The sequence below is a fragment of the Ferroacidibacillus organovorans genome (assembly GCF_001642725.1).
Classification (GTDB): Bacteria; Bacillota; Bacilli; order Alicyclobacillales; family SLC66; genus Ferroacidibacillus; species Ferroacidibacillus organovorans.
Window position 1 is genome coordinate 1 of sequence record NZ_LSUQ01000009.1, and the last position, 15,961, is coordinate 15,961.

The following is a 15,961-nucleotide window of genomic DNA, read 5'->3' on the forward strand; positions in this document are numbered from 1 at the left end:
ATCGTATCATGCGGAAATTTCACGTAGCATCGAAGTGTTGCGATGGTACACTGCAATCAAAGAGCGCATGGGAGGTTCATTGGATGACTCTGTACGGCAATGTCACGACAGTAGCGTCGCTCATTGGAGATGTGACGAGAACAACGATTCTCATGGCGCTCCTTGGCGGGCAGGCTCTTCCTGCAGGAGAACTCGCGAAACTGGCCCGCGTGTCACCACAAACGGCCAGCAATCATCTTGCAAAATTGGTGGCCGGAGGACTCCTCACCATGGAGGCATGGGGACGTCATCGGTATTATCGACTGGCGGGTCCCGACGTAGCGAAGGCACTCGAGTCCATATCGTCCCTGTCCCCACCCACGCCCGTACGCTCCCTGCGCCAATCGACTGAAGCGACCGCACTCTGTTTCGCACGGACCTGTTACGACCACATTGCGGGTCGATTTGGCGTCGCGTTCACGGACGCTTTGCGAAACAAGGGATACTTGGCGGACCGAGAAGACGGGTATATCGTAACCCCACTCGGTGCGAAGTGGTTTGAGACATTTGGAATCGCGGAAAAGGTCGTCGAAAAACACGGAGCCTCCGTTCCTAGGCATGTAGATTGGACCGAACGGGTTCATCACATGGCGGGACCTATCGCGCTAGCGGTGACAAAACGCCTGTTGGAACTGGACTGGATCCGCAGAGGTCCCGTCCGACGATCCATTGTCGTTACAACAATGGGAAGAGAAAAACTGGCACAGGAATTGGGATTGAATGTCGAGGATGAGCGTTGACGAGTGATACGAGGCACCGTAAGATTCTGATTGGAAACTCCCGTTATACGCCCAAACAAATCGTGAAAATGTGATAGGATTGTTCAGATTTCGGGCAGGTTAGTTCAGCCAGTGACAATGGGCGAAGATGAACACAGCAGCCCGATAATCAGTTATAATTGTGGAAATTTACCAAGTGGAGGAGGGTGTCTGACTGGTGAATCTCTACTCCGACAATTTAATTTTGAGACCATTTGCTATTGATGACGCAAAAAGAGTACGCGAACTTGCTGGCGACTATGATATAGCGAAAACGACCTTGCACATTCCATATCCATATCCAGAAGATGCCGCCGAGGCGTGGATCAAACGCACTCATGAAGCCGCCGAGAAAAGCAGTCTTTATGCGTTTGCGATTGTTCGTACATTCGACAGTGAATTGCTGGGTGCCATTAGCTTAGGTATCGTGCCTGAGCACAAACGTGCGGAAGAAGAATTGATGAATGAGATCTCTTAAACCGCCCTTTGTTATCTTTATCGCCGTACTTTTCCAATACTCTTGCGGTAACGCAATTAATCCCGTGTTGGCACCATTGGCAATGCAAACTGGGATGAGCACCGTTCAGACTGGGTTATTTTTTACGCTTTCGTCGCTAATGTGGCTCGTCGCCAGCCCTTTTTGGAGCCGAAAAAGTGAAACACTCGGACGAAAGAATGTAATGCTCATTGGATTGGGCAGTTGCGGCTTTCTTTACCTATCGTTTGGGCTTGTTGGGGATTGGGGATTATCACATCGCCCCAACCCCATGTTGTTATTTTCTATTCTTTTGCTTATTAGACTTATTTCTGGACTGTTTTTCTCAACAGTTCCAATTGCCTCACAAGCCTACATCGCTGATACAACGCACGGCAACGAGAGAACTGTAGCTGTGTCGTTGATCTGGATGGCGAGTGGACTCGGCTCGATCATCGGACCTGGAATAGGAGTTTTCTCATCGCATCATCTAATGAATCCTTTATATATAGGTTCTGTGCTGCCTTTGGTAGGTTTTTTAGGGGTTTTTCTGGGTCTTCCAAATACACAAGCGACACGGATTTCAATCAATAGTCCTGCGGTTAAAGTCAAGTTTTTGGATAGACGTGTTTGGAAATTTCTCTTTATGGTTGCCTCTCTTCAGGCGTCGGTCCTTGGAATACAGGTAACCACAGGCTTTTTCGTTGAATCTCACTTTCACCTTACTGCAAGCCAAACTGCAGAAACGGTCGGGCTTCTCTTCATGCTTACTGGCGTAGTGTCGGTAACGTCGCAATTAATCTTTGTTTGGCAAATGAAGCTGTCTTCTAAGATGCTTCTCTTTATCGGTACGCCAACTCTCCTCTTGTGTTCCATTAGCCTAATGTTCCACGCTTTCATGGTAGCTGTTTACGCTGGGTTCATTCTTTTAGGTGTAGGTATTGGATTCGTGTTACCAGGAGCGACATCAGGTGCTTCGTTAGCCGTAAAGCAAAATGAACAAGGAGCTATCGCTGGTCGAATAAGTGCTTCACAGGGACTTGGTACTGCTGTGGGACCTCTCGTCGGCACAAACCTGTACAATTTAAATCACTTGTTGCCCTATGTCTTTGTTGGACTCCTATTTTCCATCGCATCGGTATTCTCTTGGTCCAGATCCAGTTATACATCCCCGTGACGAGACTAAAGGGCGCGATTCTGGAACATCAGGGTCGCCTTTCACATTACACGGATATACAGGTCAAGTTCGTAATTGTGTGTAATTTCGTTTTTCCTCTGTCCAAAGGGTCTCTTGTCCTTTCATCGCCTTCCGAGGACTTGAAGCTCTTCCGTTCATCTCGCGATTCGTGCGATCCCACCCTTGCATGGATGCGGTTTGGTTTGTTTGGCCAGACGGGACCCAAGCGCAATATGGGCTGGGATTGAATCCTTTGGATTCTCCTTCTGAGAGTGAGTACTTGACACACCCATTCTACCAGAGCAAATCGAATGGCTCATCTTATTTGATAGAGCTATTACGTAGTCTCGAGCCTACGCATTTTTACACATAATACCGGACACAACTTATCACCTAGCAGTTTGCTTTTTGTTCTGTTGTTAACTGATGAAACCAGTTTACTTAGCATTATCAGAAAGTTATCTCGGTGTTTGTAACTGTTATGTGTAGAACCTTAGCCTCTACGGAACTCATACAGGCTATTCGTGGTATTTACCACAGCGCAGCGTGAAGGAGGTACCTGGAATTAGCCCTGATGGCTCTCTATCTAGGACATATGGGGAATCACTTGAAATATTTTAAAATTCCAAGTAAATTCCATTGACTTTCCACTGCTCAAACAGTAAAATTAAATAGTTCAGATGTGCGTCGGATTGAAGGTGTGGTTTTAATGTGCCGTTTTTTCTCTGCTTTCACTTCAGATTGCAGAAGAAAAACGACTTTTGTGCCTTTGATTTTGTATGTAATTTGTGAATAAATTGGTTCGTGCCAAGGGCATGAGGAGGAAATAATATGGAACAAGGAATCGTAAAGTGGTTTAATGCGGAAAAGGGCTTTGGCTTCATTTCTCGCGAGAACGGCGATGATGTATTTGTACATTTTAGCGCTATCCAAGGAAATGGTTATCGTTCTTTGGAAGAAGGACAGCGTGTAAACTTTGACGTTGTGCAAGGTTCAAAGGGATTACAAGCTGAAAACGTAGCTTAATTTCTTTAATAATCAAGGAACTGTCCGTAAGGTGTTGCTTAAATACCTTAAGGGCAGTTCCTTTTAGTATTACTCAATCGTTCGCCCATTTTTTAGGAAAGGAGGCAAATTAATGAGCTACTATAATAATAGGAGAAAGCCCGCTTCTGAACACGTCTATGCGGACGTTGTTATTTGGCAGTGTTCAGAATGCAATTGTTGGTCAAGACAAGAGTTCGTTCATGTGGTCGAACCAAATTGCCCTTTGTGTAAAGGGCTTATGAATAGTGAAGCAAAAAATATTCGGATTGAATAAGCTTACTTTCGTCGGAGACGCGCTATTGCGAACTGCTGCCCGAAACTGTAAGAAGCCCGCGACACAAGCGATGCGGTATTTCGTACAAATTCCTCCACACTGATAAATTGGCTGGATTGAAAAACAGGCATTGTCCGTAGAACGCCATGCAAGACCTGGTTTATTGTTTCGAAGTGACTTGGTTCACCAACAGCTTAAAAGTGGTCTACGGAAGTGTTGAGTAGTCCGACCAATTCATCACATTCTTACCTGCGAGATACAAAGTGACACCTAAAGAATCAATGGTACTCCTTGCAGTATCCTCTTTCCATTTCAACATGTCGTTCAGGACCGCTCCCTCTTGAATCCTAAATGCCTTGTCCTTCGTACCTTTTGGCCGTTCCCACTCCTGCCAATATTCATTATCGTTTGTCACCAATGCGGTGTATCCTACCGTATCTGGCACAAACGTTCATAGATTCGATTTGCTGTATGTCGCTGTTTCTTAGGAACACCGGGCAATTCATCATCGCGTATCCAAGTCTCAATAATCGGCTTCCAGCGCTCCATCACTCGACCAGGTCGAGGCGCATTCAATTGAAATTTGGGTATGTCAGCGTCCTGAAGCATCTTTCAAATCGTCTGACGTGAGATTTTACAACGTTTACTCAGTTCTCTAATCGACCAACCATCCACAAGATGCCTTTTCCTGATATACTTCTTATGGACCATTCCAAACATGTCCTTTCCTCCTGTTCACGTGTAGCATCAGCAACTACAGCGTAACAGGAATTGGATTTTTGGAGTGGTCAACTTTTTAGTTGTCAACCACAGCGCGTATTAATTGCGACGAGCCGTTCGCTCTATACCATCAGTGATTACTTTGTACAGTTGGTGCGGCAAATCGTGTCCCATGCCGTCAACCAACATCAACTCGGCGCCCGGGATGGCAGAAGCCGTGTCCTCGCCGCACGCCGGGACGAACAGGGGATCGTCCACTCCATGAATGACAAGTACTGGTACTTTTAGGGTTGCCAGCCGCGGACGACGGTCACCGGAGACAGCGATCGCTGCGATTTGTCGTCCGACACTGCCTGGATCGTAGGTTCGCTTGACTTCCTCCAGAATGAGCGCCCGATGAGCATCCGCTTCAAACGGATAGCCGGTGCCCGCGATACGTTTGGCAAAAGAGAGGCTGTTCGCCAAAAATCCTGCTTCATCCTCGAATGGGTTTGGCGCCGGTTTAGTCATCATCGCCATGACATCCGGGGCAGATTGCGGAAGAGCGGGATTACCGGAGCTGGACATCATGGAAGTTAGCGACAAACCCCGTTCAGGGTACTCACTGGCCGCACACTGGGCGATCATTCCGCCCATCGACCTGCCAACGAAATGTGCTCGGTCAATTGAAAGGGCGTCGAGCAGTCCGATAGCATCAGCGGACATGTCATCGAGGGTATAGGGAATGTCCGGTCGTTTTCCCGACATAAGAGCGGCCTCCAGTTCGTTGAAATCCAGCGCACGATGATGGCTAAAGTGCGTCGAGCAACCTGCGTCCCGATTGTCAAAGCGGATCACGCGAAAGCCCCTCGCTACTAATATCCGACAAAACGGAACCGTCCATCGTATCATCTGGGTTCCAAGCCCAGCGATTAGAATAATAACCTCGTCGTTTTCATTACCAAAACTGTCATAAGACAAATCAACGCCGTTGGCTTTCAGAATGCCCATGGTCATGTTCTCCTTTAATCAATTCGGTATCGGAAGTTCTGCCATAGAAAGAAATCGTGAATCCTCGATTGCTGCAGTCCGATGCCCGATCAGTTCTTTCAGGGTCTTCTGTTCCTGACCAATCATCCGTAGTTCTTATTTTTTGTTCCAAATCCTCTACGCCCCCACACGCTTTCATTCATTCATTTCTTCTTGAGGGAATGCATTAGCGGCTAATCTTTTGATATGGTTTCTAATATCAGGTGACCAGTCATCGATGAAGTGGTAAAACCGATCCAAATCACCAGCATACAGTGCCCGCAGTGCTTCTTCGTATTGATGGAAGTTTCCGGCCATAGCCGTCATAAAGCGATATGTTGCTTCTTGTGACTCTCGTATTTTGCTCTGTTTTCCTCCTACACGGCGAGCCTCATCAACGAGTTTTCGTAATGTTACCGACGCCCCTCCAGGTTGACTCTTGAGCCATTCCCAATGCCGTGGCAATAACGTAACCTCACCGGATACAACCCCTAGCTTAGGTCGACCGGCCCGCCGTGCAGGCTGATGATTCATTTCCGTACCGGCCAAGTCACCTAACCGTTCTCCTAATCGTTTGAGCGCGTCATCTGTCTTCCCTCGAAAATCAACATCGATTTGCTTCCCCGTGGAATCGTCAAATATAAGCAACTGTGTGAGGTCTCTGTCATCCAGAGCATCCTTCACTGTAGAAACAACGTACTGTAACGAACCACTAGCGACGACTCTACCACAAAGAAATGCCGTGCAGTAAAAGTACGTTAGGTCATTTCTCATGCTGCACCTCCCCATCTGAATGCCTGCACTAATTATACCCGTATAAAATAATGCGTCAATATTACCCAGGTAAAATATATTTTTTTCGTTATGGAGTGAATCAAAGCAAAAAAAAAAAACGCGATCTACGAGAAACCGCGCTGTTGTAGGCTATTTACATGCTGTGTTTTACCGTTAATCTGCCCAATCGAAACATTTGTGGGTAAATGGTATCGAAAATTCAGTGAAATCGCTATGTCGATTCTGCTTGAAACTACAAATAGTGCCGCGCTCCCTGCTCGTATCATCACACTACACCACAGACGTGGCTGTTACTGCACTCTAGCGTCGTTTCGTTTGAGATCGCTAATCTTAAAACCATTAAATCCTCATCAAAATAATGTCCATCAAACTTCAAGGCGTGCGGTTCTACACCGTAAACTTCAAATCCCAGTGTGGTATATAGCCGTTTTGCTGATTCGTTATTCGACACGACCGTTAAATGAATCTGTTCCAACCCTTCACATTCTTTTGTTGCCCTTTCAATAAGGGCTAGCAATAGGGCCTTTCCTACCCCCCGTCCTCGAAGTTGAGGCTCTATGTACATGCCATAAATATTCCCTTTGTGTGCTGTCTTAAGCCTGTTCTCGCGTACAAAATTGACAATGCCAACTAATATGTCGCTGTCGTCAAAACATCCCAACGTAAATTGATCTCTCGTATGTCGTATCCTCTCTATAAAATTCCCCAAAGGTCTGGTTGCTTCTTGCTCATAGGTTGAACCAAATGAATCAGGGTCATTTTTCAATGCACGCAACCGAACCTCCCTGTACATTTCGGCATCACCATCGACCAATAGACGAATGTTCATACGAGACCTCCAATCCATTATCCCAGTGTGATTTAACATCGATTTTACGAACTGAATGTATTCTGCGCGAAGTCTGCATACGTTGCCGTGTTTAATTCGCGAAATGAATTGACAGCACGGTGTAGTATTGTCTTCACTTTCGCCTGAGTCTAGCCTGTGATCACTCGGGCATTTCTCGCACAGGCAACGACAACGCATCCACATCGAGAGCGCGCGCATAGATTTTTTCCGGGATGCCGAGCGTCTGACAAGCGCTACGCAAAGACATGTCATTGGCCAACGCATGCTTGACCACCTTGGCAGCTTGCTCATATCCCAGTTCGAGATTCAGCGCCGTAGCGAGTGATAGTGAGTTTTCCGCATATTGGCGACAACGGCTCTCATCCGCCGTGATGCCGCGTACGCAAGCGTCCGCAAATACCTGCACCGCATGCGCCAAGATATGGATCTCGTGCAGAAAATTGGCTGCCATCACCGGCATCATCACGTTCAGTTCGAGTTGGCCGGCCGCCCCCGCCTGGGCAACGGTCGTATCGCAGCCCAGTACCTGATAGACTACCATGTTCAGCATCTCTGCGATGACTGGATTCACTTTACCAGGCATGATGGACGATCCCGGCTGAACCACCGGCAAAATTAATTCGGCAAGGCCGGTGCGCGGCCCGGAGGAGAGCAGGCGCAGATCGTTTGCGATCCGGCCAAGCGCCTGTGCGAGGCTCCGCAAAGCGCCGCTGACCAGCACGACCTCGTCCGGGTTTTGATTGAACATAAACGGATTATCCGGCAGTCGATACGCGAGCCCCGTTTTTTCGGCCACATGCCGGACGGCGAGATTGGCGAATGCGGGCTCCGTATTGATGCCTGTGCCGACCGCGTTTCCTCCGAATCCAATGGCCAACAGTTCGTCGGCCGCTTGTTTAACCCAGCGACGGTGCCGCCGGATATTGTGTGCATAGGCACGAAACTCATCCCCCAGACGCATCGGCACCGCGTCTTGCAGATGCGTCCGCCCTGATTTAACGATGTGCGCAAAAGCCCGAGCGCGCTCCTCGAGAGCCTGTTCGAGGCTGTCAAGCGCCGGGGCGAGTTCATGCGTCAGCAGATCCAGTCCAGCCATGTTCATCGCGATGTGAATCGTGTCGTTGGTGGATTGCGACCTGTTCACATCGTCGTTCGGATGAACGAGCAGGGTGCCGCCGCGCGTGCCTCCCAGAATTTCTGTCGCCCGCGCGGCGATCACTTCATTGGCATTCATGTTTTGGGAGGTTCCGGCGCCGGCCTGATACACATCCACACGAAACCACTCGTCAAGCGTCCCCTTCGCCACCTCATCGGAAGCTTGGCAAATGGCATCTGCCTTCGCTGCATCAAGCATTCCAAGATTCGCATGCGCCCGGGCCGCCGCCCACTTCACGATGCCCTGCGCTCGGATAAAGGCCGGTGGCAGCCGAAGCCCGCTAATCGGAAAGTTAGCCATGGCGCGTGCGGTCTGCGCGCCGTAATAGGCGTCCATGGGGATTTCGATTTCGCCGAGGGAGTCACGCACAGTTCTCATCCGGTTTACCATCTTCATCACTCCTGTCCATTATAGTTTACACTTTCCTTTCTTGAATGGCCGTACGATACCTACTTCACGATGCCAATAAACAATGCGCCATCAAATTTTGTATCAAACGTTTCGGCGATTCAGTTAAAAATTGGGCAAATTATTGATACTCCATTTGTTATTCTGTTTTATAACGGTTATAAATTCGGGATTGGTGCGAGGACGCCCGTTTGATCCATACAATCCCATGGCGGTTCCATACATCCAAACGTAGAATTGGTACTCGTTGTTTGAGACTTTCCTGTATCCAACGACTTCGTAGCTCTCATGACCAGGCGGTACGAATGTAAAGTAATGCTCTAATTGTGCAGCTGATTTACCTTGTTTGGCCTTTGAGTTCAAGAGTGCGATGCCATCTTTACCGTCAAGCGTGAGCCAATCATTCAAAAATTTATCAACCGTTGCATTTGCTTGAAAGTAGTTATCCTGCAACATGGCTAAGGAACTGTCGATCTTTACGGTCATTTGCTTTGTTGTGTTATTTTTTACTTGCGATGTATTTTGTTCAGTCGAGCATCCAACCAACGATAAAACGATAACAGCAGTGATACCGAGCGCGATCAGACGTTTGTTCACACATATCACCTCAATCCATGTCTGTCCTGCGAGATGCGACCTGATACGATTCACTCCCATTGACCCTCTCACTCAAATCAAAATTTGCTCGACGGGATTTTGGACTCGTGAACGTTCCGAAGCGTGACCGATACTGAATTGGAGCCCTGCTTGGATAGCGAATCGGCGCGCTCCACACGTGAACCAGACGGGTAAACGGCGAGACAGCAAACAAGGCAAAGCTGAGTATAATGTGAATCTGCAGCAGCAGAGGGACATGCGTCATGAGCTGCATGTCGGGATGAAAAAAGATCAGCCCTCGAATCCATGGACCAACCGTCAAGCGATACTCGTAGGGACCAAAGACATTGTTGGAAATCACCGTTTGCGAAGCGCCAAGAGCGATCACCAGAAACAATAGACCGAGAGCTACGAAATCAGAAGGCGTAGAATTGCGACGAACGCGCGGATTGACAATCCGCCGCATGATCAAGATGAATCATCCCATCGTGGCTGCAAGGCCAGCCATTCCACCGACGATATCTGCCATCAGGTGATACGCTTCTGTTGAAACGCCAAGTGCCTGATAAACCCCAATGGGGATAAGCAGCCCCATCACATGTCCGCCAATGACAAACAGCATTCCCCAGTGAAACATGAGACTTCCAGGGCGAAGCCACCGCTTCTCGAGAATCTCGCTCGACTTAGAGCCCCAACTGCGTTGACTGAATACGTACCGGTACAATGTACCCACGACGAGTATCGTAAGTGTCACGTATGGATAAATCAACCACCAAAATTGAGTCATTGCTGTTTCCCTCCTTCGCTCTCCGTCGTCGATCGATCTGTCAATCGTAACCCAATGGGTATGGCAGATTGTCCAAATCTGTCTCCACGACAGGTTTTGAACGGTTTGAACCCGAGTCATCCTGCAATGAAATTAGGACATTTGGCAAACAATCACGAATTAGCTCAAACAATTTTCGGTATGGGTGCTTTTCGTCGAGTTGCTCGTAAATCGTCTGGCAGACAACAGCGAGTCTTGATTCCAGATCATCCGTCGGCATTCCAATCGGTTTTTCTGCAATAAACTCCAAAAGAAGTGGCAGATAATCAGGCAATTCTCCCTCGAGTGGCTCAAATGCCGCACTTTGGAGGAGTGCCTGTAGCCGAAGCAGAGCATCCCCCCGCTCTCTGCTATCGCCAAGTTCATGAGCCGTGAGATACAGTGCAGTGGATTCTTGCATATCAAACGTAGCAACGTAACAACGGAGCAGTTCTGAAGTCGGTACCCGCGCGAGCGCATCCACAGCTGCCAGCACCCGGTCATCCTCTGTTTCTTTGCAAGAAGTGTCAATCTCTTCAATAAACTCCGAAAAATACTTCTCCGGGTATGCTAAAAGGACAGAGGCGATTTTCAGTCGCTCTTGCAGCGTCATCTTTGCATCCCCCTCACCGTTTCATTGGCGCCAAAACGCCTTCCGGCGGCGCTATTCCTTCAAGGCTGCATGCACCTTGCGCATAAGCGAGGTCTGGGTTTGTCTCGCGCTCGGCGGTTGGAATGACAAAGCGTTCGTCGTACTTCGCCACGCCAAACAAACGGGCCATCGCCATCACTTGATCCGCTGTCAGACCTGACTCTTTGAGCAGTTTCTCACCGTCCATATCCCCGACCCGTGATGCGCGCATAAAGGCACGCATTGCCGTAAGGCGAATCAGCGCTCGGCGTATGACATCCGTATCGCCTGCAGACAAGATGGACGCGAGATACTCAACAGGGATTCGCATATCGTCTACCACCGTGAGATAGGCATTGGCAGACATGGAATCCTCGTTCTGTACGTGGGTCATCATCGGACTCAGCGGCGGTACATACCAGACCATCGGCATGGTGCGGTATTCCGGATGAAGCGGCAATGCAACCTTCCATTCAACGGCCATCTTGTAGACCGGTGAATTCTGCGCCGCTTCAATCCAAGCCTCATTGATGCCCGCTTCACGAGCAGCCACAATGACAGCCGGATCGTACGGATCAAGAAATGCATCCAATTGCGCTGGATACAGATCTTTCTCGTTCTTCACTGAAGCAGCCTCACGAATCTTGTCCGCATCGTAAAACATCACACCGAGATAGCGAATGCGCCCTACACAGGTTTCCGAGCACACCGTCGGCAGACCTGCTTCAATGCGCGGATAACAGAAGTGGCACTTTTCTGCTTTGTGGGTGTTCCAGTTAAAATAGACTTTTTTGTATGGGCATGCACTGACACAAAAACGCCACCCGCGGCAGGCATCCTGGTCAACAAGCACAATTCCGTCTTCATCGCGCTTGTAAATGGCGCCAGAAGGACACGCTGCGACGCAGGCTGGATTCAAACAATGTTCACAGATGCGGGGCAAGTACATCATAAACGTCTGTTGATAAGTAAACGCCACATGCTCCTCAATCTCGCGCAAGTTTGGATCAAGGCTCGCGATTTCAGATCCACCTGCTAAATCGTCATCAAAGTTTGGACCCCACACAGGACGATCGATAAACTGGCCTGTCAGGAGAGAGCGCGGACGGGCTGTAGGTTGATGTTTTTTCTTGGGGCTGTCTGTCAGATTTTCATAATCATAAGTCCAAGGTTCGTAGTAATCGTCTAGGGTAGGCTGATCCGGATTGTGGAAAATATTGGCTAGTTTTGCAATCGCACCGCCGGCTCGCAAACGCAGCTTTCCATCCTTCATTGTCCATCCGCCGCGAAATTTGTCTTGGTCTTCCCAGCGCTTGGGGTAGCCAGGCCCCGGACGTGTTTCCACATTGTTAAACCAAGCGTACTCTACCCCTGGACGGTTGGTCCAAGTATTTTTGCAGGTCACACTGCAGGTGTGGCAGCCAATGCACTTGTCAAGATTCATCACCATGGCAACTTGCGCTTTAATCCTCAAGCCAGTTCACCTCTTTAAGCGGACGAATGACTGTCATGACGTCCCGCTGATGTCCCGTTGGACCGTAGTAATTGAATCCATAGCTGAGTTGTGCGTAACCGCCGATCATGTGCGTCGGCTTCGGAATGATACGCGTTACACTGTTGTGCGTCCCGCCTCTGTCACCCGTGATGGTGCTGCCTGGAACGCCTATGGTTCGATCTTGCGCATGATACATCATGGCGATGCCAGGCGGCAGCCGATACGTCACAACCGCGCGGCAAGCGATGGCGCCATTACGGTTGTACACTTCAACCCATGCGTTGTCCTTGATGCCGATTTTTTTTGCATCTTCTTCACTCATCCAGATGGTCTGCCCACCGCGAAAAAGCGTCAGCATCCGATGATTATCTGAGTAGGTGGAATGAATGCCCCATTTCTGATGGGGCGTAAGATAACGAACCATGACCGTCTGACCATTTTGATCATCCACCGGTGCGTCTCCATCCTGAAATGGCAGAATGCCAAGCGGCGGACGATAGAGCGGCAACCCTTCACCAAAATCAAGCATCACTTCATGATCAAGATAGAAATGCTGGCGACCCGTCAATGTATGCCATGGTATTCGATATTCCACATTCGACGTAAAGGGCGAGTAGCGGCGGCCTTCTCCTTCAAGTCCACTCCAGACGGGCGTTGCCAGCGAGAGCCTCGGCTGTGCCGTGAGATCCTCAAAGGTGTATGCCGTCTCACGATGACCCGCTGCAACATCTTTTACATCAAGGCCTGTAAATTTGCTCAGGGCTTCCCATTCTTCAACGGCGCGATGGCCGTTCGTCGCGCCTGAGAGGGTGAGAATGGCTTCTGCAACCTGACGTTCTGTGCGGATAAGGGGGCGGCCAAACCCTGGACCTTCCGTTTTGGAAACACCTACCCGCTTTGTGAGCTCTGCATAGGCGTGTTCACCGGAGATCGCAATTCCTTTGGCCCCATAGCTTTTCTCTGAGAGCGGGCCCATCGTCGTCATCATGTCGATCACATGCGGATAATCCCGATGGACAAGCACAAATTTTGGCATCGTCTTCCCAGGAATCGCTTCGACTTCCCCCTTGCGCCAGTCGCGCACTTTTCCGCCCACTTGCGACAGCTCATCAAGAGAGTCATGATTGAGCGGAGCCATCACCAGGTCGTCTTGCGCCGGTAAGTGGTCTTTAGCGAGTCGGGAAAACGTCTCAGCGATACTTCGGAACGCTACCCAATCTGTGCGCGTCTCCCAGGGCGGAGAAATTGCCGGATTGAACGGGTGAATGAATGGGTGCATATCCGTGCTGCTCAGATCATGCTTCTCGTACCAGGTTGCGGCAGGTAGAACAATATCCGAGTAAAGACCCGTTCCCGTCATCCGAAAATCGATATCGATGAGCAGGTCTACCTTTCCTTTCGGTGCTTGATCTGTCATACGGATATCCTGCGGTTGCCAATTCGCTTCCTCCCCAAGTACATGACCATCTGTCCCCAGAAGATGCTTTAGAAAATACTCATGGCCTTTTGAGCTTGAACCAAGCAGGTTCGAACGCCAGACAAAGAATACACGCGGAAAATTCCGCGGATTGTCTGGATCTTCAATCGCAAAATCAATTTCGCCGTTGGCAACCTTCTTGCCGACATGCGCCGCAATCTCTTCGGCCGTTTGTGCACCAGCAGTCTTTGCGTCACGAACCACCTCGAGGGAGTTCTGTGTCCACTGAGGGAAGGAGGGCAACCAACCAAGCCTCGCTGCCAAGACATTCATATCTGCTGGATGCATATTCTGAAAACGGCCGCCAAGAGGCGATCCAAGGGTCTTTGTCTCCAACTCTTCATAGCGAAACTGGTCGGTGGTGAAATAAAAGAAAGAGGTTCCGTTTTGCTGACGCGGCGGTCGATTCCAGTCTGTTGCAAACGCAATCGTTGACCAACCTTCGAGCGGGCGAACCTTTTCCTGTCCCACATAGTGCGCCCATCCACCCCCGTTCACGCCTTGGCAACCCGTGAGCAGCACCAGGTTAATAATCGACCGATAAATCATGTCACTGTGATACCAGTGGTTGGTTCCTGCGCCAAGCGCGATCATTGACTTCCCATGCGTGCGCTCCGCGTTGTCTGCAAACTCGCGCGCCACCTGAAGAACCAGGTTTCGATCCACACCGGTAATCGCTTCCTGCCAGGCAGGTGTGTACGGCAACGGGTCGTCGTAAGATGCCGGATAGTCACCCAACAATCCGCGGCGGACACCGACATGCGCCATCATCAAGTCAAAAATGGTGGTAACCCAGATGTCTTCCCCCTTTCGGTTGACGAGTTTCTTGGCAGGCACGCCTCGCTCCAACACTCGAGCTCTTGTATCCTCAAAACACGGAAATTGAACCATCAACGTATCATCGGCGTCACTCAGGAAGCTCAGTTGCGGCGAGATGGGCGATCCATGAATGGTTTCCATGCGAAGATTCCACTGATCAGAATTGTCATAGCGAAAGCCGATGCTGCCTTTTGGAACGACCGGCTGATTCGTCAGCTCATCCCACAGCACGGTTTTCCAGTCCCCTTGCCGCTCCTCGCTCTCCAACCCCACTTCTGAGGCTCGCAAAAACGCGCCGGAAACAAACGCGCCATTTCTCTTTTCTAGCGTCACCAAGAACGGCAAATCGGTGTTTTGTTTGACATAGGCATCGAAGTATTCTGTTTTTTTATCAACGTAGAATTCCTGCAAGATGACTTGCGTCATGGCCATCGCGAGAGCCGCGTCCGTACCCGCTTTGGCAGGAAGCCACTGATCTGCAAACTTTACGTATTCGGCATAATCCGGGCTGACACCGACTACCTTTGTCCCGTTATAGCGAGCCTCCACCATGAAGTGTGCATCTGGCGTGCGCGTCATTGGGAGGTTGGTGCCCCAAATGATGAAGTAAGATGAGTTATACCAATCCGCACTCTCCGGCACGTCGGTTTGATCCCCCCAGATCTGCGGAGATGCCGGTGGAAGATCCGCATACCAGTCATAAAAACTAAGAATCGTACCTCCAATCAGGGATAGAAACCGTGATCCACCCGCATAACTCACTTGCGACATTGCGGGTATCGGGCTAAAGCCTGTGACCCGATCAGGCCCGTACTCTTTAATCGTATCAATCGAAGCCGCCGCAATCATTTCCGTGACTTCTTCCCACGAAGAGCGCACAAGCCCCCCCTTGCCGCGCGCCTGTTGGTATGCGGCACGCTTTACTGGATCGTTTACGATAGCACGCCAAGCGCTGATCGGATCACGTCCAGTCCCTCGCTCTTGTCGCCACAAATCAAGCAAATCCCCTCTTACATAAGGGTACTTAACTCGAAGTGGGCTGTATTCATACCAGGAAAAACTTGCGCCACGGGGACACCCGCGAGGTTCGTATTCCGGCACATCGGGGCCCAAGGATGGGTAGTCTGTTTGCTGCGTTTCAAACGCGATGATGCCATCCTTCACATGAATCTTCCAACTGCAACTCCCTGTACAATTCACCCCGTGCGTTGAGCGGACGACTTTGTCAAAACGCCAACGGTTACGGTATAGATCCTCCCAGTCACGAGAGCGAGGACTATGTTCCGACCAATTTTGATTGAATCGCTCGCCTCGTCGCAGGTGATTCAAGCCCTGAAGGAGTGATTTCTTTGATTTCGGCACAAGCGTCATTCCTTTCGCATTTGCGTCAAGCGACTGACGCTTTGTCAGCGACAGCAATTCATAGCATC

Annotated in this window: 13 protein-coding genes and 1 pseudogene; 5 read left to right on the top strand and 9 right to left on the bottom strand. The window is 49.8% G+C overall.

From position 1 onward, the window contains the following. Positions 1-83: 83 nt before the first annotated feature. From AYW79_RS04685 to AYW79_RS15165, 5 genes are all read left to right on the top strand, one after another. On the top strand, positions 84-779 hold the full coding sequence (locus tag AYW79_RS04685; protein ID WP_067562525.1) for an ArsR/SmtB family transcription factor: 696 nt from the start codon (positions 84-86) through the stop codon (positions 777-779). A 196-nt stretch (positions 780-975) separates the two neighbouring features. Further along, positions 976-1,275: a GNAT family N-acetyltransferase gene (locus AYW79_RS04690; RefSeq protein ID WP_067562311.1), complete on the top strand. Its 300-nt coding sequence runs from the start codon at positions 976-978 to the stop codon at positions 1,273-1,275. Continuing rightward, positions 1,262-2,449, top strand: a complete 1,188-nt coding sequence (locus AYW79_RS04695) for an MFS transporter (protein ID WP_067562313.1) — start codon at positions 1,262-1,264, stop codon at positions 2,447-2,449. Before AYW79_RS04690 ends, AYW79_RS04695 begins: the two co-directional genes overlap by 14 nt. A gap of 831 nt (positions 2,450-3,280) precedes the next feature. Beyond that, the gene (locus AYW79_RS04700; protein ID WP_067562317.1) at positions 3,281-3,475 is read left to right on the top strand and encodes a cold-shock protein; all 195 of its coding nucleotides are present in this window, start codon (positions 3,281-3,283) and stop codon (positions 3,473-3,475) included. Between the two features lie 112 nt (positions 3,476-3,587). After that, positions 3,588-3,770, top strand: a complete 183-nt coding sequence (locus AYW79_RS15165) for a cold-inducible protein YdjO-related protein (protein ID WP_079291010.1) — start codon at positions 3,588-3,590, stop codon at positions 3,768-3,770. Positions 3,771-4,589: 819 nt separating this feature from the next. On the opposite strand, the gene AYW79_RS04710 is transcribed toward AYW79_RS15165, so the two are convergent. From AYW79_RS04710 to AYW79_RS04755, 9 genes and pseudogenes are all read right to left on the bottom strand, one after another. Then, a complete protein-coding gene (locus AYW79_RS04710) occupies positions 4,590-5,480 on the bottom strand; it encodes an alpha/beta fold hydrolase (RefSeq protein WP_067562323.1) in 891 nt (296 codons plus the stop codon). Positions 5,481-5,654: 174 nt separating this feature from the next. Next, positions 5,655-6,272: a DUF2239 family protein gene (locus AYW79_RS04715; protein WP_067562326.1), complete on the bottom strand. Its 618-nt coding sequence runs from the start codon at positions 6,270-6,272 to the stop codon at positions 5,655-5,657. Positions 6,273-6,558: 286 nt separating this feature from the next. Next, positions 6,559-7,122: a GNAT family N-acetyltransferase gene (locus AYW79_RS04720; protein ID WP_067562329.1), complete on the bottom strand. Its 564-nt coding sequence runs from the start codon at positions 7,120-7,122 to the stop codon at positions 6,559-6,561. A 160-nt stretch (positions 7,123-7,282) separates the two neighbouring features. Further along, entirely contained in the window at positions 7,283-8,689 is a 1,407-nt protein-coding gene (locus tag AYW79_RS04725) for a class II fumarate hydratase (RefSeq protein WP_067562332.1), read from the bottom strand. A gap of 123 nt (positions 8,690-8,812) precedes the next feature. Beyond that, entirely contained in the window at positions 8,813-9,304 is a 492-nt protein-coding gene (locus AYW79_RS04730; protein WP_067562336.1) for a hypothetical protein, read from the bottom strand. 10 nt (positions 9,305-9,314) lie between these two features. Beyond that, a pseudogene (gene narI / locus AYW79_RS15170) lies at positions 9,315-10,211 on the bottom strand (respiratory nitrate reductase subunit gamma). Next, the gene (gene narJ, locus AYW79_RS04745; protein WP_067953386.1) at positions 10,132-10,722 is read right to left on the bottom strand and encodes a nitrate reductase molybdenum cofactor assembly chaperone; all 591 of its coding nucleotides are present in this window, start codon (positions 10,720-10,722) and stop codon (positions 10,132-10,134) included. The pseudogene narI and the gene narJ overlap by 80 nt, the downstream one beginning before the upstream one ends. Positions 10,723-10,735: 13 nt before the next feature. Further along, positions 10,736-12,214 carry a nitrate reductase subunit beta gene (narH, locus tag AYW79_RS04750; protein WP_067562344.1) on the bottom strand — a complete coding sequence of 493 codons (1,479 nt, stop codon included), beginning with the start codon at positions 12,212-12,214 and terminating at the stop codon, positions 10,736-10,738. Further along, entirely contained in the window at positions 12,204-15,893 is a 3,690-nt protein-coding gene (locus AYW79_RS04755) for a nitrate reductase subunit alpha (RefSeq protein ID WP_067562531.1), read from the bottom strand. The genes narH and AYW79_RS04755 overlap by 11 nt, the downstream gene beginning before the upstream one ends. Positions 15,894-15,961: the final 68 nt, after the last annotated feature.

Bases quoted from the DNA above. Each gene is read 5' to 3' on its own strand.
- narJ (WP_067953386.1), bottom strand. From the start codon at position 10,722: ATGACGCTGCAAGAGCGACTGAAAATCGCCTCTGTCCTTTTAGCATAC.
- AYW79_RS04725 (WP_067562332.1), bottom strand. From the start codon at position 8,689: ATGGTAAACCGGATGAGAACTGTGCGTGACTCCCTCGGCGAAATCGAA.
- AYW79_RS15165 (WP_079291010.1), top strand. From the start codon at position 3,588: ATGAGCTACTATAATAATAGGAGAAAGCCCGCTTCTGAACACGTCTAT.
- AYW79_RS04715 (WP_067562326.1), bottom strand. From the start codon at position 6,272: ATGAGAAATGACCTAACGTACTTTTACTGCACGGCATTTCTTTGTGGT.
- AYW79_RS04695 (WP_067562313.1), top strand. From the start codon at position 1,262: ATGAGATCTCTTAAACCGCCCTTTGTTATCTTTATCGCCGTACTTTTC.
- AYW79_RS04700 (WP_067562317.1), top strand. From the start codon at position 3,281: ATGGAACAAGGAATCGTAAAGTGGTTTAATGCGGAAAAGGGCTTTGGC.
- AYW79_RS04720 (WP_067562329.1), bottom strand. From the start codon at position 7,122: ATGAACATTCGTCTATTGGTCGATGGTGATGCCGAAATGTACAGGGAG.
- AYW79_RS04710 (WP_067562323.1), bottom strand. From the start codon at position 5,480: ATGGGCATTCTGAAAGCCAACGGCGTTGATTTGTCTTATGACAGTTTT.
- AYW79_RS04685 (WP_067562525.1), top strand. From the start codon at position 84: ATGACTCTGTACGGCAATGTCACGACAGTAGCGTCGCTCATTGGAGAT.